The sequence below is a fragment of the Mucilaginibacter sp. NFX135 genome (assembly GCF_048565145.1).
Classification (GTDB): domain Bacteria; phylum Bacteroidota; class Bacteroidia; order Sphingobacteriales; family Sphingobacteriaceae; genus Mucilaginibacter.
In genome coordinates this window covers 4,546,877-4,564,361 of the sequence record NZ_CP183412.1, presented here as the reverse complement: position 1 = coordinate 4,564,361, position 17,485 = coordinate 4,546,877, and the positions used below count along the sequence as shown (strand labels likewise).

The following is a 17,485-nucleotide window of genomic DNA, read 5'->3' as shown; positions in this document are numbered from 1 at the left end:
CGAACACGGGCGCCGCGGTCTGCCAACCTTTGCTTTACAAACCTGCCGTAATGGGGCGGCAGGACAAAAGCAATATGTATGTTAAAGCATTTCACCTGGCAGCAATTTTTGATCGCTGCATTAGTACTCAGTATCATCTGGTACCTGGCGCTGATTCTGGTATTTTACCGAAAGAAAATACAGGACTACTTAAAAGGCGGATATCCAAAAAGCACACCACCGGAACCTTTAATCCATGACTGGGATGAGGAATTTGAAGACGACCCTTTAAGTAATGAAGATGACCTGATAGGAAAGCCGGTCCTACCTGAAGGTATGACGAGGGTCAGCATGGCGCAATTCGGTTTCGCGCCACGCGTCAGCCCGGTAACAGGGGAGGAAGATCGGGAAGCCGATTTTAAACGGGAAAACACCAATGACGAGCGGGAACGGCAACAAAGCCTTGTGCCCGATGTGCTGGAAGAACTGAAAAGCATCTTTCATGTCCTGGAAACCGGGGAAGGTACTAAGCAGGATTTTATTTCCCTGTTTGGCTTAGTCAGTGCCAAGTATCCGCATATCAAAGGTACAGCCAGCCAGCACGCGCTGAACGCTTATATCCGGGATAATGTGCTCTTTCCCATCTCGGATGAAGAACTCGGCAACTTGTGGAACTAATCCGTCAATGTAAAAATCTTACCGTCATGTTAAAATCGATCAAACCTCATATCAAAAAAGCAAAAGCTGCTTTTACCCATCATATGCCCTTTACGCCGGATCAACAGGCGATGCTCAAAACCTTAATGTTCGCGGCCTTGCTGGTAACCATCAATTACTGCTTCGGCCAGGACGGCAATTCAGGTATAAATTCCGCAACTACCCAGGTAAAAAGCTATTTCGACAGCGGTTGTAACCTGATGTATGCCATCGGTGCCGTAGTCGGCATTATCGGCGCGATCAAGGTCTTCAATAAGTGGAATGCAGGCGAACCTGATACCAATAAGGTAGCAGCCGCCTGGTTTGGTTCCTGTGTGTTCTTGGTCGTCGTGGCAACCGTATTAAAATCATTTTTCGGGCTATAAAATCAAAGCTGATGTCAGTTTATCCAATCAATAAGGGGGTATCAAAACCCATTGTCTTTAGGGGCCTCAAAGCGCAATACATCGCTTACCTGGCCATAGGTTTAGTGCTGCTGCTGATCAGCTTTGCTACCCTCTATATCTGCGGGTTAAGCCTTTGGGTTATCCTGCCGCTAATCATGGGTTTGGGTTCAGCTTTATTTTTTACGGTATTCCGGCTTAGTCACCGCTTTGGTGAGCATGGCCTTTCCAAGCACTTCGCCAAAAAAAAACTGCCTGATTACCTCAAATGCAATTCCAGGCAGGTATTTATCAATCTTAAAAAGTAACTAATGGGAATAGAAATCAATAAAATATTGCCCTTAACCAAAGTCGAAAACGGTACGATCCTGTCCGCCTATGGCGACATCACCATTGCCTACGAAGCCGGCCTGCCGGAAATCTTTACGCTATCCGACCGGGATTATGAAGCATACCATCAGGCATGGGTCAAAGCGATCCGCTTATTGCCGCAAGGCAGTATTTTTCATAAACAGGATTGGTTCACCGAAAGCAGCTATAAAGCGGACTTTGAAAAGGCTGGCAAAAGCTTCTTATCCCGTTCAAGTGAACGGTTCTTTAATGAGCGCGAGTGTTTGGAACATCATTGCTATATCTTTTTGACTCAAAAACCGAAGGACAGGAAGTTAGGCAGTTCGGCTTATAGCAACATCCTGCGAAAAAGCATCGTGCCGCAACAAACCGTTAACCCTGAATTATTTAAGGATTTTTTGGACAGTACGGGTCAATTTGAGCGGATAATGAAGGACAGCGGCTTTGTTACGTTAAGCCGTCTGAACGATGAGGACTTGGCGGGGACTTTAGAGTGGGCAGGTGTTATTGAACGTTATTGCTTTTTAGGAGCAGCAGATCAAAAGCCGGTCATCCGGGATATTCATATCAAGGAGGAGATCAGGGTCGGCAAAAACCATTGTGAGATCTATACGCTTTCGGATGCGGAGGACTTACCCGCTTTTTGTGGTCCGCGGATCAATTACGATAAATATTCCACCGACCGCACCAAATTCAGTATTGGTTTTGCTTCGCCCTTAGGCCAGCTACTGCCCTGTAACCATATTTTAAACCAATATATCTTTATGGAGGACGGGCAAAAAACAATCAAACGACTGGAAGCAAAAAAGCTCAGGTTGCAGTCCTTGTCCGGTTACTCCCGCGAAAATGCGATTAGCCGGGACGCGGTTAACGATTTCCTGAACGAGGCTATCGGGCAACAAAGGCTGCCCGTCAAAGCTCATTTTAACGTACTGGCCTGGTCGGATAATGCCGGTAAGGCTAAGGATTTGAAAAATTTGGTGAGTTCAGCTATGGCGCAGATGGATGCTACGGCTAAACAGGAGACGGATGGCGCCGCGCAGATCTGGTTTGCGGGGATGCCGGGTAACGAGGCTGATTTCCCGATGAACGATACGTTTGATACGTTCATCGAGCAGGCGGCCTGTTTTTTTAATCTTGAAAGCAATTACCGTGACAGCATCAGCCCTTTTGGTATCCGTTTAGGCGACCGGCTGACCGGCAAGCCGGTACACGTGGATATTTCCGATGAGCCGATGAAACTGGGTATTACCACGAACAGGTCAAAGTTCATTTTGGGGCCTTCAGGCAGTGGTAAATCGTTCTTCACGAACCATTTGCTGCGATCCTATCATGAACAGGGTGCCCATATCGTGGTGATGGATATTGGCCATAGCTATAAAGGTTTGTGTGAACTGGCAGGCGGTTATTATTTCACCTATGCCGAGAACGATCCGATCCGGTTCAATCCTTTTCATTTGGCTGATGGTGATGTATTGGATACGGAAAAGAAAGAGAGTATTAAGACGCTGCTGCTGGCGCTTTGGAAAAAGGATGATGAGCCTTATACCCGGTCGGAATATGTGGCTATATCCAACGCGCTGACCGGGTATTACGCGCACCTTGACCGCTATCCGGATGTATTCCCTTGTTTCAATACTTTCTATGACTACCTCCTGGAGCATTATCTGCAGGTACTGGAAAACGGCAAGGTCAAAGAGAAAGATTTTGACGTGGCCAATTTTCTGTTCGTCCTCAACCCTTATTACCGGGGTGGTGAGTTTGATTATTTGCTGAACGCGACGGAAAACCTGGAACTGCTGTATGAACGCTTCATTGTATTTGAAATTGACGCGATAAAGGATAATCCCATTTTATTTACGGTGACGACCCTTATCCTGATGCAGATGATCATTTCAAAAATGCGCAGGCTGCCGGGTATCCGAAAGGTGGTGCTGATCGAAGAATGCTGGAAGGCCATTGCCAAGGACGGCATGGCGGAATATATCCGGTATTTGTTTAAAACGATGCGCAAGTTTTATGGCGAACCGATCACGGTGACGCAGGAAGTCGAAGACATTGTTTCCTCACCCATTGTAAAACAGGCGATTATCAATAACAGCGACTGCAAGATATTGCTGGACCAATCGAAATACCAGAACAAGTTCGATCAGATACAGGAACTGCTGGGCCTGACCGATAAGGAAAAGGCGCAGATACTTTCGATGAACCGGGCTAACGATCAGAAGCGCAAGTACAAAGAAGTGTTCATTTCATTGGGCGGGCAATGCTCCAAAGTTTACCGGACAGAGGTTAGCCTAAGCGAATACCTGGCCTATACGACGGAGGAAAGCGAAAAGCTCAAAGTGCAGCAGTATGCTAAAAAGTATGGCAGCATGCAGAAAGGGATCGCGGTGCTGGCCCGGGAACTCAGCAATAACCGCGAAGCGCTCATGAGGACCGATAAAAACAATCAACACCCGAATAAACAAAGCTAAATATGAAAACAGTAATCAAGTTGATGATAAGCGGCATAGCTTTCATAGCTGGCTGCCAAAGCAATCGGGGTGACGCTGCCGGTGATTTTATACCGGGCACGTATGTCAACCAAGCGCAAAGCGAGTTCAGCGTGGCCAATGATACGCTGGTGATCAGCAAAGCGGCCAGCACGGACGATATCTATCTGATCACGCGCAAGACCGGCTACCGGCGCATCGGCGAAGGCAAGCTATGCCCGCTGAAACACGAGGTCAAACACCTGACCGCCAATTGGGACCCGGTAAAGCAGGTACTGCAACTGCTACAGAACGAAACGGCGATCATCTTCCAGCCGGAGCAGCATAAGCTCTTTATCGGCAGTAATGCTTACTGGAAGCTGCACGATTAACTGAAGCGAAGCGCTCATGAGCACCGCTGAAATGCAAATCATGAGCGAATAATTAACAGAATTATTCATTTACAACCATTGCTATACCGCATAAAAGCGGTGTAAAAGGAGAACTATGGTGTCCTCAATCTTAAAAATTATGAAAACCTATATGGTCATTCTGCCGCTATCGTCGGCTACCATACTGGTAACCCTGCCCAAAGGCGCTGATGCGCAGTTTGTGGTCGGTTCGGTGATCTCATCGACCGTGGGCCGGGTGATCCGGGCCGTCGACCTGGAGGTTCAGCGGCTGCAGAACCAAACGATCTGGCTGCAAAACGCGCAAAAGGCGCTGGAAAACCAACTGTCCAAGCTGAAGCTTTCCGAGATATCGGATTGGTCGCAAAAGCAGAAAGACCTGTATGCCGGCTATTACCGGGAACTGGAAACGGTCAAATCCGTTATCGCTTATTACGGGCGTATCAAGGATATGACGGAAAAACAGGCTTCGTTGCTCAGGCAGTATAACCATGCCTGGAACCTGCTCAAATCGGACCAACATTTTTCGGCGGAGGAACTGGCATATATGCAAAAAGTCTATTCCGGTGTTTTACAGGAAAGTGTCAAGAACCTGGATGAGATCTTGGTGGTCATTAATTCCTTTAAAACGCAAATGAGCGATGCGAAGCGGTTGGAACTGATCGATAAGGCCGCTGACCGGGTGGATTCCAATTGCAGCGATCTCCAGGAGTTCAATAACCAGAACTATACGCTTAGTCTCCAACGGGCCAAGAGCGGGAATGAGATAGAAACCTTAAAACGCTATTATGGAATTAACTAAGCGGTATAAGCCGTTTTGCTGCTTGCTGCTTTGCGTTTTTAGCTTTCAGCTAACGCAGGCGCAAACGTTTGCCGAATGGTTTAGCCAAAAGAAAACCCAGCTTAAATATTTAAGACAGCAGATCGCGGCTTTGTCGCAATATGGCAACTATGTGAAGCAGGGTTACCGGATCGCGCAAGGCGGTTGGGGCGATATCGGTAATTGGGTTAAAAGTGAATTTGATTTGCATTCGGCTTATTACTGTTCGTTGAGGACGGTTAACCCGGTCATTAAAAATGACCCCAAAGCCGATGGTATAGTTACTTGCGTGCAATTGATTCCGCAGCAATTTGACCACCTGGACGGGTTAGCGGCATTGGATGGGGATACCCGCGGCTATGTCGGCAGCGTAAAAACGGCGGTACTTGCCGAAACCGACAAAGACCTGGCTGAACTGCAAATGGTCATGTCCGACGGTAAAGCGCAGCTAACGGATGATGCGCGCATCAGGCGGCTGGACGCTATTGATGAACGCGTCCGCGATAAGCTGACTTTTAGTCGCTCATTCTGCAGCGCAGTACGGATGCTGATCGTTCAGCGCAATAATTCGCTAAATGATATGAACACTTTAAAAGGCATATATGGACTTAATTAAGCTAAAAAGTAAAAGCCGGAAGGTAAAAGGTTTCCTTTCGCTTATCATAGGACTGCTACTGATCACTCTAACTGCCACTAAAAGTAAAGCCCAAGTCTCGACCGGTCAGGATATGCAGCAGTTGTTGTACGATATCGAAAAGCTGACGCAGTTCAAATCCATTTTATCTGATATGCGGCAGGGCTATACCATCCTGACCCAGGGCTATGAGCAGGTGAAAAGCTTGTCGCGGGGCAATTTTAACCTGCACGCCGTTTTCCTGGACGGCCTGCTGCTGGTCAACCCCGAAGTGGCGAAGTATGCCAGGGTGGCGGATATTATCGCGGATGAGGCCAGTATTTTGTCCGAATATAAAAAGGCTTATCGCCGCTTCCGGGCTAGCGGCGGTTTTAATACGGATGAACTGGCTTACCTGGCCAGTGTCTATGCGCACCTGACTCAGGCGGCGATCCATGATGTGAACGAACTGGCCGATGTCCTGACCGCGTCCAAACTGCGGATGAGCGATGATGAACGCCTGTCGGCTATCGACCGCGTTTACGCGCGCAGCAGCGATAAACTGTCTTTCCTGCGGGACTTTAACCGGCGTACCGGTATACTGCTGTTGCAACGGCAGCAGGAACAAAACGAGATCGATCACTTAAAATCCCTGTACCCATGAAAAAATTAAACAGGCTATTCAAAAGCTCCCCCTTTAGGGGGCTGGGAGGCTCAGTTTTGCTGTTATTGTTGCCTGCACTATGCTTTGCCCAGGATATCACGTCCAGCCTGAAAGGGATGCAGCCGGTACTGAATAAGGTGTATGATCAGATGATACCCCTATGCGGTAACCTGATCGATGCTGGCCGGGGTATTGCCGGTTTTGCCGCCTTGTGGTATATCGCTTCCCGGGTTTGGAAACAGATCGCGCGGGCCGAGGCTATCGACTTTTATCCGCTGTTACGGCCATTCGCTTTGGGTATGGCCATACTGTTATTTCCGGCTGTTATTGCACTGATGAATGGGATCATGCGGCCTATCGTATCGGCAACCGGGGCGATGGTGACCAATTCGGACAATAGTATCGCTTTACTGCTGAAGCAAAAGGAAGATGCGATTAAGCACAGTTCCGGTTATGAAATGTATGTGGGTGATGATGGCAATGGCGACCGCAGTAAGTGGTATAAGTATACCCATCCTGATGATCCGAACGACCAAAATGAGGGCACTTTTTCGGGTTTGGGTAATGATGTGAAGTTCTGGATGGATAAAATGCAGTATAATTTCAAGAACAATATCAAACAATGGCTGAGCGAGATCCTGCAGGTGCTGTATGCGGCGGCCATCCTTTGTATCAATGTGATCCGCACTTTTTACCTGATCGTACTGGCCATTTTAGGGCCGCTCGTATTTGGCTTCGCGGTGTTCGACGGTTTGCAGCATACGCTGACCCAATGGATCGCCCGGTATATCAATATCTTTTTGTGGCTGCCTATCGCTAATATTTTCGGAAGCATCATCGGGCAGGTACAGCAGGAAATGATCCGGCTGGATATTTCGCAGATCCAAAGCAGCGGGGATACGTTCTTTAGCCAGACGGATCTTTCGTACCTGATATTTCTCTGCATTGGCATTGTCGGTTATTTTTCGGTGCCAGGCGTCGCCAATTATGTCATCCATGCGCATGGCGGTAACGGCTTGCTGAACCGGGTCACCAGCGTGGCGGCAACAACGGTAAGCACTACCATGAATATTGCTTCGGCTGCGGGCCATACCGCCGCAGATACCGCTCGTGCAGGAGCAAAATTGAGCGGAACCGCCGCTGAACGCACGGGGCATGGGGCCTGGAATGTTTTGCATGCCCCGCGCAACTTTTGGGAAGGCTATCACAGCGCCGGAAGCCAGCACCAGAAAGACCGGCTTTCCGGTAAAGACAGTTAACACGATTTATCAACCATTCAATTAAAGTCTCCCCTTCCGGGGAGGTTTAGAGGAGGCTGCGGCTTATGTTTCAACACTTTAAAAATATCGACACCGCATTTAAGCATATCAAGCTGTTCAGCTATTTGCTGATCGCGGCTAACGTGGCAACCATGTGTTTTTGTATTTATAAAAGCTACCAGGTGGTGGACCGGGCGCAGAACCGGGTACATATCCTCTATAACGGCAAGGTGCTGGAAGCGTTGTCAGCCGACCGGAAAACCAACCTGCCGGTAGAGCTGCGCGACCATATCAAGACCTTTCACGAGGACTTTTTTACGCTGGTGCCGGACGATAAACAGATCCAGGCGACCATCACTAAAGCGCTTTACCTGGCCGACGGCAGCGCCAAAACGGCTTATGATAATTTACGGGAGGCCGGTTATTACAATAACCTGGTATCTGCCAATATCAATCAGCAGGTGCAGGTGGACAGCATCCGGCTGGATATGAACAGCTATCCTTATAGCTTCACCTGTTTCGCCACCGAGAAACTGGTCCGGGCGACCAGTACGGTCACGCGCCGGTTGGTGACCCAAGGCAAGGTCAGCGACCTGAAGATAGAGACGGATCAGAACCCGCACGGCTTTCTGATCCAGGGTTGGGAGATCCTGCAAAACCAGGATGAACCCGAAAAAAGTAATCAGCCATGAAGTGAGCTTGCGAGCTCCAGCTGGCCATTTAAAATCAATTAATAGCAGATGAACCTATTCAAAAAACAAAACAAGGGTGGCAGGCAACCAGCGGTTTGGCTGGTTAAGGTCTGCTCGGACATCGAGCGAAGACAACGGAAGGTTGCAGGCTATCTCAGCCGGCGGACGCAGTATTGGAACCGGAGCTCGCGGCTGATTGCGCTGGGCTTGTTTATCCTGCTGTTCGGCGGTTGCTGCCTGCTCTTATGTATCAAAGCATTTATTCACCTATAGCCAATATTTTATGACAACACCAGAAAAAAGAAAACTCATCGTGCTGCTGGTTATGCCGGTTTTTGTGCTGCTGTTTTCCGCCTTGGGCTTTTATGCCCTGGGCGGCGGGAGGGGCGAAAGGCCGGCAGCTATCGCGGCACGGAATCAGGGCATCAACACGGCTTTGCCGGGCGCGAAACTGCAAAAGGACCGGGCGACGGACAAGTTGAGCCTGTATGACCGGGCGCAGCGGGACAGCGCGGCGGTGAGATCACATTCGGCTGCCGGGGCGTTCGCGGCACTGGGCTGGGACACGGCGAAATTCAGCCGGCCGGCCACTCCCGCGGAGGATAACGAGGTTAAAATTCAGCAACGTTTGGCCGCCATTAACCGGCAGATCAGCCAGCCGCCGCAGCCGGTGAAGCCAATCACTGCTGTTGCGGACAATGGGCAAAGCGAACAATTAAAGCAATTGGAAAAATTGCTCAGGCAAAAGCAGGCGGAAGTGAGCGAACCTGATCCGCAAATGGCCCAATTGAGCAGCATGCTGGATAAGATCAGGGATATCCAAAATCCCGCCCTGGTGCAGGAGAAACTGAAGGCGACCGCGGTGGTGCAAAAGCCGGACAGCGCTTTTAAAGCGATACCGGCTACCATCGACGGTAACCAGAAGGTAGCGCCCGGCGGTGTGATCAGGCTGGTCTCGAGCGATACCATGCGCATCAACGGGATGCTGCTGCAAAAAGGGCAATCGCTGTCCGGTCTGTGCACGGTGACTAACCAGCGGCTGTTGCTGGATATCCGGAATGTGCGCCTGGGCACTTCCATTATCCCGGTCAATCTCACCGTGTTTTCGCTGGACGGGATGGCGGGCATTGCGGCGCCGGAAGCGGAACTCGACGAGGCCGCCGGGCAGGGCGTAAACGGCGCGCTGGAAAGTATGCAATTCCTGTCGGCGGACTATTCGCTCGGCACGCAGGCGGCGACGGCGGGAATCTCGACGGCGAAAAGTCTCCTGGGTAAGAAAGTGCGCAAGATCCGGGTAAAGCTGCACGGCGGGCAACCGGTGTTGCTCCGGCTCAACAAAAATTGACATGAACCTGAAAACGCCCTATGCCTCATCGGTCATCAGTATGCTCGAAGAGGCCCAGGATGTCGGCTTTAACTATGTGGTCTGGAGTGAGGGAACGATGCCTGGTTGGCCGGTCATCCCCTCGGATCTTAGCTTCTTCGATACCTATGGTGCCGCACAGGAACACTGGCAGGACCTGACAATTTTCGATGATACACCGGTATGGGAAGAAGCCCCGGTTTACTATTTCAGATCGGTAGAGGTAATGCTGGAGGATATTAAAAAAGCGAATGGTTTAACTAAAGAACAAGATATGAATTACAACAATCTGGAGAATTTAAAAGACGAGCTTTCCAAACTGGGTTTTGGAAAGAAGGTCGCGGAAGACATGCAAAAGCAAATGGAAAAAGGCGCCGGCAGCTTTGAACTGCATGACCGCGTGATGGGCAGTAAAGGGCAGGTCGACCTGACGCTGCATTTCCGGCAGTCGGGCCAGTCCGAGAATTATTACCTGAACAAGTACGATGTGCGCCTGCTGAACGGCAAACCGCTGGCCGAGGGGGAGAAATACCTGGTCATCCGCCCCAACGAAAAGGAACCGGGCAAGAACGATGTCAAATCTTTTGACCAGGTAGAACAGGCCATCAGCTTCTTTAAGGTACAGCATGGGGATGCGCTGCTGGCCGCCGGTAAAGACGCCGGGCATAAAACGGATCTCGCCCGGATGGAGCAAGGCAACGTCAACTACCTGGAAAAAGATTTTGCCCGGACTTACAAGAACCCCGGCATCGGTCAAACCTTTTTTGTGGAGCGCGGGAAAGGTTTTACTGCCGAGCAGGCGGTGAACCTGATCCAGGGGCGGGCGGTTTTTCGTGACGACCTGATCAAATTAGGCGGTGAGCCTTATGCGGCCTGGAACAAACTGGATATGGATAACCAAAAAGACCGTTACCATAATTTCCAAATGCTGCAATACCATGTGCCGACCTACGGGTTTATCCTCAAGGATACGCTGGATAAGTTCCAGATCAAAGAAATGGGCGATGAGCAAAAAGCCGGAAAGCTGATGCGGGAACTGGAGAAAGGCAACCGCCCGCTGGTAACGGTTTTAAAAGGTGACCACGAGCAAAAGCTGTTTATGGAAACTTCGCCACGCTATGGCCAGCTCAATTTCTTCCGCGAGGACGGCAGACCGGAAAAACGCGAACAGTTCCTCAAGCCGGAACACCAGCAGGAGATCAAGCTGGGCAAAGAAAAAGGCCAGGCCAAAGAACAGGAACAGGGTTTGACAGTTTAAGCGGCTTGCTTATCTTTGGCGCCTGAATTATCGAAAAATATTATTATTATCATTATTCATTTTAAACTTAAGAACCATGGACAAAATTGCAGAACTGAAAGCGCTGGTGGAAACTGCCGAAAAAGAAGGCGCAGCGTTTTATGAAAAAAATAACAAAGCGGCCGGTACGCGCCTGCGCAATGCTTTACAGCAGATCAAGGTCGTAGCGAGCGATCTGCGCAAGGACGTAACCGAAAAGAAAAACGCCGCGAAATAATTCCTGCATTCAAACTTAACGAATTGGGGAGGCCCCGCCGGGGAACCGGCGGGGCTTTGTTATTTACTGCAAATTTTATCCAATTTAGCCTAATGTTTTATGTTGAACATACCCGGAAGTTGGTGGGGACGGCTTTGCTGATATGCGTCTGGCGATCACTGAAAGTCCTGACATCTTTTAACCGAAGATTTATCGGCTGAGCAATTAAATGCCGTCGATAAATTATTGTCGGGACCAATTGTTCATTCAGATCTATTTCGTATTGAACGAGATGGCTGGCCTGACGCGTAAATTCTGGGCTAAGGGAGAAAACCTGCCGGTTTATTTTTTTTGGCGGAAGTGCTGCAATTCCAGCAAAAGTGATGTTGTACGCACAGGGATGGAGCCAATATTGCAGTATTACATTTTCGGTCACCAATGATGTACGAGCGGCAAAACTTCGTGTGGGATTTCAAAACACAGGTAGCTGGTCGCATATCGGAACGAACGCGAAAGGCATTCCAAGATCACGGGCGACCATAAATTTCGGCTGGCTTTCCAATACTTTGCCCGAACGGGATTTCAAACAGGTTGTACTTCATGAGTTTGGGCATGCTTTAGGACTGATCCATGAGCATCAAAGTCAGCGCCGGTGGGCAATGGAACAAGCCGTATGTTTATAATAGTTGCCGAATGCAGTTTGTACAGTCATCCGAATGAAACAACCGTATTTTAACAGACAGTGACGGCTTTTCTATTAAGGCATCAAGCACCACGCCAGTAACCGTTGCGGCGTTGCGTCTACTCACAAGATACCATTTACATATAATGGCGTAGCAGGCTTTTTATTATGGAGGAATGTATAATTTATTTTTGTTACCGTCTCTTAGTAAACCTGCTTTTTAACTTCAAAAAGAATTTTTCATAGTAAAAATACGAAAGGCAAGGCACGACGATTAAAAAGCAGAAATTATAAGGATAAGTACTTATCGGGAATATGCCGGTATGAGACAAAAACAATTGTTGCCAAATATAAACGCTGTAAGACAGCACCCCAATAAGAGCAATGATTCTAATGTTGAAGAATTTGAACAGAGGGTCATTGCTCTTATAGATACTATTCTCTATCAAAAAGCCTGTCATTGTAGATATAAATAAGTTGTTAAAAACCGCCCCTGGTGTTGGATAGTGATTAATTTGAACAACAAGTATAATAATCAAAGAAATCGCTGATATTAAAAATCGCCATGGGCCCCAATTAAGATAACCTTTAAACGATAACACAGAAAACAAACAACCTAAACTAATAGCTTGAAATTTTATTAAATAATACGGTAAGGCATAGGCTACGCCATTATTGTATAATAGATCAACTGATTGTAGGTATATAATTATAGGTAGGACAACTAAGATGAAAAGTATAAATGACATAAACACTTTGAAACTTTTCTTCAAGAGAAAAGGAAACATCAAATAGAATTGTTCTTCCAATGAGAGAGACCAAAAATGCCCTAACTCCATGTTAAGATGGGGCTTGTGGAAGTAAGTAAAATTAGCGGCAAATAGTGCAGATGAAAATATATTAGATTTACTAACACCTAATTTAAAAATCGAACTTAGAACAACAATAACAAGTATATATAGATAAGCTACAGGTAATATTCTTAAAGCTCGTCGAATATAAAAGTTTTTTAAAGAAAGCTGTTTGGTTGTGATCTGTTCCTTTATACATAGTGTGGTAATCAAAAAGCCACTTAAAACAAAGAAAATATTTACCCCTAAATATCCTAAAAAAACTGTCGGTTGTAGGAATTTATAATGCCCAGCTATATGCGATATAACTACCATGATTACCGCAATGGCTCGAAGTCCATTAAGTGATGGGTAGATTTTTTGATCTAATACTTCGGGTATTTCTTTGATATCGGAAAATATGTTCAAATATTTAGATAACCTCATTAAAACAGTAATTTCATAACCTAAAGTATGAAATTATTCGGCAACGTTTAAAACCTCTAATAGCATAAAAAAAGTTACAAGTGGTTTTATTTTTGGTTACATGTGGTTGTTGCGATTTTAAATGGGCCGGGCCTATTTAGCGTAGTTGGGGATTCGGCCGTGTCTACTAAACAGGTACCGCAGCTGACCATGCCGAACACACTATGATCAAATATCTTCAAAGTCAAAGTCAGCAGGATAAATTGGTCAGCAATCAACAAGGTACCGGGTTGGTTTCGCTTTATCGTGCTTAAAGTAAAAAATCTTTGTCTGTGACATCGAAGAACTCCAGCTGTGCCGCGTCAACCGTCACCAGAAACTTCGCTTCCTCCATTTCCTCCCAACCTAACTCAAAGCAGTAATACTGAATCCGCCCGTTCGGTAGCCTTTTGCTGCTGGTATGCAGCGTTCGCTGAAAGCCCTGCCGGTATAATTTTTCGAAATCCACGATCCATTCTTCCCGGTCACCGATCGCTTTTTTCAGTAAGGAATAATTCTTTTTCAGCGCCCGGATGACGGCTTTGTGCATATCCTCAAAACCCAGGACTGCTTCTTCCTTTAACCGCTGCCGGGTGGCCCTGGCGCGGCAGCTATCATCGCAGTAACGCCTGTCTGCGCGGCCAAAATTGATCAACTTTCCGCAAGCCAAACAATGGCGATCCGGTACTTCTTTCATCTTCTGTTGGTTGTGTCCCTATAAACGAACGCCGTTCGTTTATAATTGATTGCGTTCCGGTTAATTTTTTTTATAGATCTAATTTTGAGTCAGGAGGTTACTATGAATATAAACATTTTGGCGGAAGAAAAATTTTCCTACTACGACAGGCACTACAAGATAACCGTGAACCGGGCGGTCAACCAAAGCACCTATTTACGGCTGGCCTGCACGGAGAACCGCACGGGTGAGTGGCAAACCCAGACGATGCGCTTTTTTGAAGGCGATATCAAGCGTTTTGTTGAGTCCTTAAATTCTGTGTTTGTCGCGGCGGCTTACCGTGCGGGACCCGATAAATACCAGGGAAACTTGTTCGGGGCTCCCGAAGCCGTTAAGGGGATCAAAAGCTGGGAACCGGAAGCCCGGCCGCGGGAAAAATTGATGGAACAGGGGCGGGAGGCGATGAGCGATGCGGAACTGCTGGCGATGCTGATCGGCGCCGGGCTGCCGGGTGTTACGGCAGTCGATCTGGCGGAACAGGTATTGGGTGTCGCAGGACACGATCTCAAACGGTTAGCTGCCCTGACAGCGGAAGACCTGATGGCTATCCGGGGGATCGGCCATGCGCGGGCGCTGTCGGTTATCTCGGCCATGGAGCTGGCGGTACGGCTGGCCGTGCGCGAACAGCCGCTGCATTTTTTAAAACTGATCAAAGCCTGATGCTGCCCGTATTGTCGCTGATCCGCCGGTTGCCGGTGACATTTGACCGGTTAAGGGCATCGCTGCTGGCCTGGAATAGTATGGGTCACGGGCTATGGCCGGTCCGGTACTGGTCGCCGGCCGAACTCGATGAATTTCTGCAACTGTTGTATGTGGCGGTCGGTGAACGCCTCGTGGCCGCCTTACCACGCCCGGCAGTTTTGTACCGCTGGCAGGTCAACGCTTCGGCTGAAGTGTGCAGCGGTCCAGAATTATTAGGGCTTTTAGGTTCGCTGGCCGCTACTTTAGCGCAGCCCTTAGCTACGGAAGATGAAAGCGATCTGCTTCAACTCACTGAACAAGTTTATTGGTCACTCCTCGGCCTGCTTCATCCCGAGGAACCGGGCGAGGTAAGCGTGGACGAATTGCTGGCCGGTCACTAAGGCCAGCCGTTCCAGCCGCGTCTTTCGTCCGCCGCTTCACGGCAGTAGTGGAAACAGCGCCCGCGCGTCCTCGTTCCTGCGGGGCTGCGGCCGCTATTTCCGCTGTTGTTTAACTCCTCCAATCTTCCCTGGTTTTTCCCCGATGGCTTTTTCGCAAGCAAATTTCTGAACTGCGGGTCCGAATGCCAAGACCGGTGCCCTGCGGTTTGCTGGAAAAAAATCTTCCCTGCCCGCTACGCGGGCGAGATATTTTTTTCCGCAAAGTCTTGTCCTTCTGCCCGCCGTGTTCAGGTGAGGGTGCTTACAAAAAGCCAGCGAGGCGTATGCCGAGCGGTGTAATGAAAAGCATGACGGCTATGGACACACGGAACACAAAAAGCAGGGCGCCACCGGGCAGACGGACAGCACAGACCGCCGACCCTCACAAGGAATGGAATTTAAGATAAGTTTTAAAAAAAATAAAAATCAGAAATCATGAAAACGACAGTAGTTGAAAGCAATAAGGGAAATAATAACAATGGGGTAACCGCAGCTAAAGTAAACGGCCTGCCCATGGGCACCGGGTTTACCGATAAAAAGGAAGAGCCGAAAAAAGAGGAAGCCAAACCCGATGCACCAAAAGTGGAAGAAGCCAAACCGCAGACACCCGCTGAACCCGTCAAAACTGAACCTGCAAATGCGGAGCAGGCACAGCCGCAAGCCGAGTCGAATAAGAAAGAACTGAAAGAAAGCTTTGCGGTACAACAGGCGCAGCGGTTGGAAAATACCGTAAAACTGGTGGAGCAATTGGGTAAGAAGATAGCCCAAAAGAATAAGCTGCAAAACACCATCAGTAATTTGGACAGTTTCACCGTTACCCAAAACGATGAAAAGGACGATATGGCAAGCGACAGCCGTTTTGCCCGTTGTGAACTGGTGATCTCCGATGATGACGGCAACGAGTTTGTAACCAAGAACCCTTTTATTATCGCCTACGTAGCGCAGGAAGTAAAACAATTGTGCATTGATAAACTGGCCGAGGTAGAAGCAAGTATCGTTATCCCCTTGTAAATAAATGGCAATGGCCTGTGTAGGCGTGTACACAGGCCATTTGGCTAAATGGCGAACCATCTAAAAGCTCAACAATGTTAGAACTATTTATTGATTTGACCAACCAAATTTTTTGGCAAGGTTACGCCGAACAACTGGCGACCGACAACCCCGTTGTTTTTCAAATGGAACTGGCGGAATTTATGAACCTCTATAAAGCATAGGCCATGGAAGACACCATATTTCTGCTGGTCAAAGCGACCATACAGACCAGTCACAAAAATGTGCATGAAGCTATTGCCGAAATACAGCACAAGGCAACCTGCACAATTACCAGCACCAAAAAGGTGAAGGTTCACGAGATCAAATTTATGGACTATAAACTCAAAGTATAACATGGAAACACAAAATCAAAATATCATCAAGCCCAAAGTGTGGCAGATTTTAGGTAAAACGATTACCCAATGCAAAACCAGCGCCGAGGCGATACAAGAAGCGGGTTTGGATTTTACCGTATGGAAGCACCCGAATTTACACGCTTTACCGAGCGGTAATAACATTATTTCCGATAACAGTTATTTCACGTTCCGCACCGATACCGAAGCCATTTTGGGCGATAAGGTCGGTTGTGATTACGAGATGGTGCAAAATGTCGATGCGTTCGGCTTTTTCGACAGTATTATCGAAAATTACGGCGGTCTGCATTATGAAAGTGCGGGAAGTTTAGGCTATGGGGCATTAACCTATATTACGGCCAAGCTGCCCGAATACATCAAGGTGGGACGTTCCGACCTGATCGAGCAATATTTGTTCCTGACCTCAACTCATGATGGTACGGGCAGTATGACCATTGCTTTTACGCCCGTAAGGATTTATTGCGCTAATACTTTAAATGCGGCTTTGCAGAATTGCAGTAATTGTATCAAAATACGGCATACTGCCAGCGCAGCCGAAAAATTGAAAAGTGCACATAAACTGTTAGGCCTGACTAACCAGTTAAGCACCGAAATGGAAGCCATTTTTAACCGCTGGTCACGGGTGCGTATCAGCGACCCCGAACTCAAACGCTTGATACAATTGGCGATGGTGCCGAATAAGGAAACTTACGAATTGCTGAAAACGGGTAAGGAAAGCGAATTAAGCAGCCAGTTTAACAACACCGTAAGTGCGGTTTTAGATTATTCCCTGACCAGCCCCAGCCAGCAAGAAGCCACCACCAAAGGCACGTTATTCGGTTTTTACAACAGCGTAACGGGCTATTACCAAAATGTAAAAGGTTACCGGGACAACGAGGCCAAGTTCAAATCCATCATGGGCGGTACAGGTTTACAGCGTAACCAAACCGCTTTTGAATTATGCAATGATTTCGCCAAGCATGGCAACAGTATTTTAAATTAATTAACAGAGGGGCAGCAATGCCCCTTTATGTTTCACCACCAAATT

22 protein-coding genes are annotated in these 17,485 nt (G+C 48.1%); 20 read left to right on the top strand and 2 right to left on the bottom strand.

Annotated features, from left to right (window positions below; genetic code table 11):
* The first annotated feature begins 78 nt into the window (after window positions 1-78).
* From ACNURT_RS18985 to ACNURT_RS18920, 14 genes are all read left to right on the top strand, one after another.
* Window positions 79-657, top strand: coding sequence for a hypothetical protein (locus ACNURT_RS18985; RefSeq protein ID WP_419699064.1), 579 nt, complete (start codon window positions 79-81; stop codon window positions 655-657).
* A gap of 110 nt (window positions 658-767) precedes the next feature.
* Complete coding sequence (locus tag ACNURT_RS18980) at window positions 768-1,061, top strand: DUF4134 domain-containing protein (RefSeq protein WP_419702135.1); 294 nt, start codon at window positions 768-770, stop codon at window positions 1,059-1,061.
* 11 nt (window positions 1,062-1,072) lie between these two features.
* Entirely contained in the window at window positions 1,073-1,387 is a 315-nt protein-coding gene (locus ACNURT_RS18975; RefSeq protein ID WP_419699063.1) for a DUF4133 domain-containing protein, read from the top strand.
* A gap of 3 nt (window positions 1,388-1,390) precedes the next feature.
* Window positions 1,391-3,907: a TraG family conjugative transposon ATPase gene (locus ACNURT_RS18970; RefSeq protein WP_419699062.1), complete on the top strand. Its 2,517-nt coding sequence runs from the start codon at window positions 1,391-1,393 to the stop codon at window positions 3,905-3,907.
* 2 nt (window positions 3,908-3,909) lie between these two features.
* Window positions 3,910-4,296 (top strand): hypothetical protein, encoded by a 387-nt coding sequence (locus ACNURT_RS18965; protein WP_419699061.1) that lies wholly within the window; start codon window positions 3,910-3,912, stop codon window positions 4,294-4,296.
* Between the two features lie 139 nt (window positions 4,297-4,435).
* A complete protein-coding gene (locus ACNURT_RS18960; protein ID WP_419699060.1) occupies window positions 4,436-5,116 on the top strand; it encodes a conjugal transfer protein TraI in 681 nt (226 codons plus the stop codon).
* Window positions 5,103-5,750 (top strand): hypothetical protein, encoded by a 648-nt coding sequence (locus ACNURT_RS18955; RefSeq protein ID WP_419699059.1) that lies wholly within the window; start codon window positions 5,103-5,105, stop codon window positions 5,748-5,750. The genes ACNURT_RS18960 and ACNURT_RS18955 overlap by 14 nt, the downstream gene beginning before the upstream one ends.
* The gene (locus ACNURT_RS18950) at window positions 5,737-6,411 is read left to right on the top strand and encodes a TerB family tellurite resistance protein (RefSeq protein WP_419699058.1); all 675 of its coding nucleotides are present in this window, start codon (window positions 5,737-5,739) and stop codon (window positions 6,409-6,411) included. Before ACNURT_RS18955 ends, ACNURT_RS18950 begins: the two co-directional genes overlap by 14 nt.
* On the top strand, window positions 6,408-7,670 hold the full coding sequence (gene traJ / locus ACNURT_RS18945) for a conjugative transposon protein TraJ (RefSeq protein ID WP_419699057.1): 1,263 nt from the start codon (window positions 6,408-6,410) through the stop codon (window positions 7,668-7,670). Before ACNURT_RS18950 ends, traJ begins: the two co-directional genes overlap by 4 nt.
* Window positions 7,671-7,735: 65 nt before the next feature.
* Complete coding sequence (gene traK, locus ACNURT_RS18940; protein ID WP_370996556.1) at window positions 7,736-8,362, top strand: conjugative transposon protein TraK; 627 nt, start codon at window positions 7,736-7,738, stop codon at window positions 8,360-8,362.
* A 283-nt stretch (window positions 8,363-8,645) separates the two neighbouring features.
* On the top strand, window positions 8,646-9,707 hold the full coding sequence (traM, locus tag ACNURT_RS18935) for a conjugative transposon protein TraM (RefSeq protein WP_419699056.1): 1,062 nt from the start codon (window positions 8,646-8,648) through the stop codon (window positions 9,705-9,707).
* A 40-nt stretch (window positions 9,708-9,747) separates the two neighbouring features.
* Complete coding sequence (locus tag ACNURT_RS18930; protein WP_419699055.1) at window positions 9,748-10,983, top strand: hypothetical protein; 1,236 nt, start codon at window positions 9,748-9,750, stop codon at window positions 10,981-10,983.
* Between the two features lie 76 nt (window positions 10,984-11,059).
* A complete protein-coding gene (locus tag ACNURT_RS18925) occupies window positions 11,060-11,239 on the top strand; it encodes a histone H1 (RefSeq protein ID WP_419699054.1) in 180 nt (59 codons plus the stop codon).
* Window positions 11,240-11,601: 362 nt separating this feature from the next.
* Entirely contained in the window at window positions 11,602-11,901 is a 300-nt protein-coding gene (locus ACNURT_RS18920; RefSeq protein WP_419699053.1) for a M12 family metallopeptidase, read from the top strand.
* Between the two features lie 193 nt (window positions 11,902-12,094).
* On the opposite strand, the gene ACNURT_RS18915 is transcribed toward ACNURT_RS18920, so the two are convergent.
* Both ACNURT_RS18915 and ACNURT_RS18910 read right to left on the bottom strand, forming a co-directional pair.
* Window positions 12,095-13,177: an acyltransferase family protein gene (locus tag ACNURT_RS18915; RefSeq protein WP_419699052.1), complete on the bottom strand. Its 1,083-nt coding sequence runs from the start codon at window positions 13,175-13,177 to the stop codon at window positions 12,095-12,097.
* Window positions 13,178-13,466: 289 nt separating this feature from the next.
* On the bottom strand, window positions 13,467-13,892 hold the full coding sequence (locus ACNURT_RS18910; RefSeq protein WP_419699051.1) for a hypothetical protein: 426 nt from the start codon (window positions 13,890-13,892) through the stop codon (window positions 13,467-13,469).
* 102 nt (window positions 13,893-13,994) lie between these two features.
* Between ACNURT_RS18910 and ACNURT_RS18905 the strand changes: the two genes are divergently transcribed.
* From ACNURT_RS18905 to ACNURT_RS18880, 6 genes are all read left to right on the top strand, one after another.
* Window positions 13,995-14,591: a UPF0758 domain-containing protein gene (locus ACNURT_RS18905; protein WP_419699050.1), complete on the top strand. Its 597-nt coding sequence runs from the start codon at window positions 13,995-13,997 to the stop codon at window positions 14,589-14,591.
* Complete coding sequence (locus tag ACNURT_RS18900) at window positions 14,591-15,013, top strand: hypothetical protein (RefSeq protein ID WP_419699049.1); 423 nt, start codon at window positions 14,591-14,593, stop codon at window positions 15,011-15,013. Before ACNURT_RS18905 ends, ACNURT_RS18900 begins: the two co-directional genes overlap by 1 nt.
* A gap of 474 nt (window positions 15,014-15,487) precedes the next feature.
* A complete protein-coding gene (locus ACNURT_RS18895) occupies window positions 15,488-16,063 on the top strand; it encodes a hypothetical protein (protein ID WP_419699048.1) in 576 nt (191 codons plus the stop codon).
* 74 nt (window positions 16,064-16,137) lie between these two features.
* Window positions 16,138-16,266 (top strand): hypothetical protein, encoded by a 129-nt coding sequence (locus tag ACNURT_RS18890; RefSeq protein ID WP_419699047.1) that lies wholly within the window; start codon window positions 16,138-16,140, stop codon window positions 16,264-16,266.
* Between the two features lie 3 nt (window positions 16,267-16,269).
* Window positions 16,270-16,437 (top strand): hypothetical protein, encoded by a 168-nt coding sequence (locus ACNURT_RS18885; RefSeq protein WP_419699046.1) that lies wholly within the window; start codon window positions 16,270-16,272, stop codon window positions 16,435-16,437.
* Between the two features lies 1 nt (window position 16,438).
* Window positions 16,439-17,440 carry a DUF932 domain-containing protein gene (locus tag ACNURT_RS18880; RefSeq protein WP_419699045.1) on the top strand — a complete coding sequence of 334 codons (1,002 nt, stop codon included), beginning with the start codon at window positions 16,439-16,441 and terminating at the stop codon, window positions 17,438-17,440.
* Window positions 17,441-17,485 lie beyond the last annotated feature (45 nt).

Coding starts and splice junctions, on each gene's coding strand:
- ACNURT_RS18880 (WP_419699045.1), top strand. CDS start 16,439: ATGGAAACACAAAATCAAAATATCATCAAGCCCAAAGTGTGGCAGATT.
- ACNURT_RS18885 (WP_419699046.1), top strand. CDS start 16,270: ATGGAAGACACCATATTTCTGCTGGTCAAAGCGACCATACAGACCAGT.
- ACNURT_RS18905 (WP_419699050.1), top strand. CDS start 13,995: ATGAATATAAACATTTTGGCGGAAGAAAAATTTTCCTACTACGACAGG.
- ACNURT_RS18910 (WP_419699051.1), bottom strand. CDS start 13,892: ATGAAAGAAGTACCGGATCGCCATTGTTTGGCTTGCGGAAAGTTGATC.
- ACNURT_RS18925 (WP_419699054.1), top strand. CDS start 11,060: ATGGACAAAATTGCAGAACTGAAAGCGCTGGTGGAAACTGCCGAAAAA.
- ACNURT_RS18955 (WP_419699059.1), top strand. CDS start 5,103: ATGGAATTAACTAAGCGGTATAAGCCGTTTTGCTGCTTGCTGCTTTGC.
- ACNURT_RS18900 (WP_419699049.1), top strand. CDS start 14,591: ATGCTGCCCGTATTGTCGCTGATCCGCCGGTTGCCGGTGACATTTGAC.
- ACNURT_RS18970 (WP_419699062.1), top strand. CDS start 1,391: ATGGGAATAGAAATCAATAAAATATTGCCCTTAACCAAAGTCGAAAAC.
- ACNURT_RS18920 (WP_419699053.1), top strand. CDS start 11,602: ATGTTGTACGCACAGGGATGGAGCCAATATTGCAGTATTACATTTTCG.
- ACNURT_RS18980 (WP_419702135.1), top strand. CDS start 768: ATGCTCAAAACCTTAATGTTCGCGGCCTTGCTGGTAACCATCAATTAC.
- ACNURT_RS18895 (WP_419699048.1), top strand. CDS start 15,488: ATGAAAACGACAGTAGTTGAAAGCAATAAGGGAAATAATAACAATGGG.
- ACNURT_RS18960 (WP_419699060.1), top strand. CDS start 4,436: ATGAAAACCTATATGGTCATTCTGCCGCTATCGTCGGCTACCATACTG.
- ACNURT_RS18890 (WP_419699047.1), top strand. CDS start 16,138: ATGTTAGAACTATTTATTGATTTGACCAACCAAATTTTTTGGCAAGGT.
- ACNURT_RS18915 (WP_419699052.1), bottom strand. CDS start 13,177: ATGAGGTTATCTAAATATTTGAACATATTTTCCGATATCAAAGAAATA.
- ACNURT_RS18965 (WP_419699061.1), top strand. CDS start 3,910: ATGAAAACAGTAATCAAGTTGATGATAAGCGGCATAGCTTTCATAGCT.
- traJ (WP_419699057.1), top strand. CDS start 6,408: ATGAAAAAATTAAACAGGCTATTCAAAAGCTCCCCCTTTAGGGGGCTG.
- ACNURT_RS18950 (WP_419699058.1), top strand. CDS start 5,737: ATGGACTTAATTAAGCTAAAAAGTAAAAGCCGGAAGGTAAAAGGTTTC.
- ACNURT_RS18985 (WP_419699064.1), top strand. CDS start 79: ATGTTAAAGCATTTCACCTGGCAGCAATTTTTGATCGCTGCATTAGTA.
- ACNURT_RS18975 (WP_419699063.1), top strand. CDS start 1,073: ATGTCAGTTTATCCAATCAATAAGGGGGTATCAAAACCCATTGTCTTT.
- traM (WP_419699056.1), top strand. CDS start 8,646: ATGACAACACCAGAAAAAAGAAAACTCATCGTGCTGCTGGTTATGCCG.
- ACNURT_RS18930 (WP_419699055.1), top strand. CDS start 9,748: ATGCTCGAAGAGGCCCAGGATGTCGGCTTTAACTATGTGGTCTGGAGT.
- traK (WP_370996556.1), top strand. CDS start 7,736: ATGTTTCAACACTTTAAAAATATCGACACCGCATTTAAGCATATCAAG.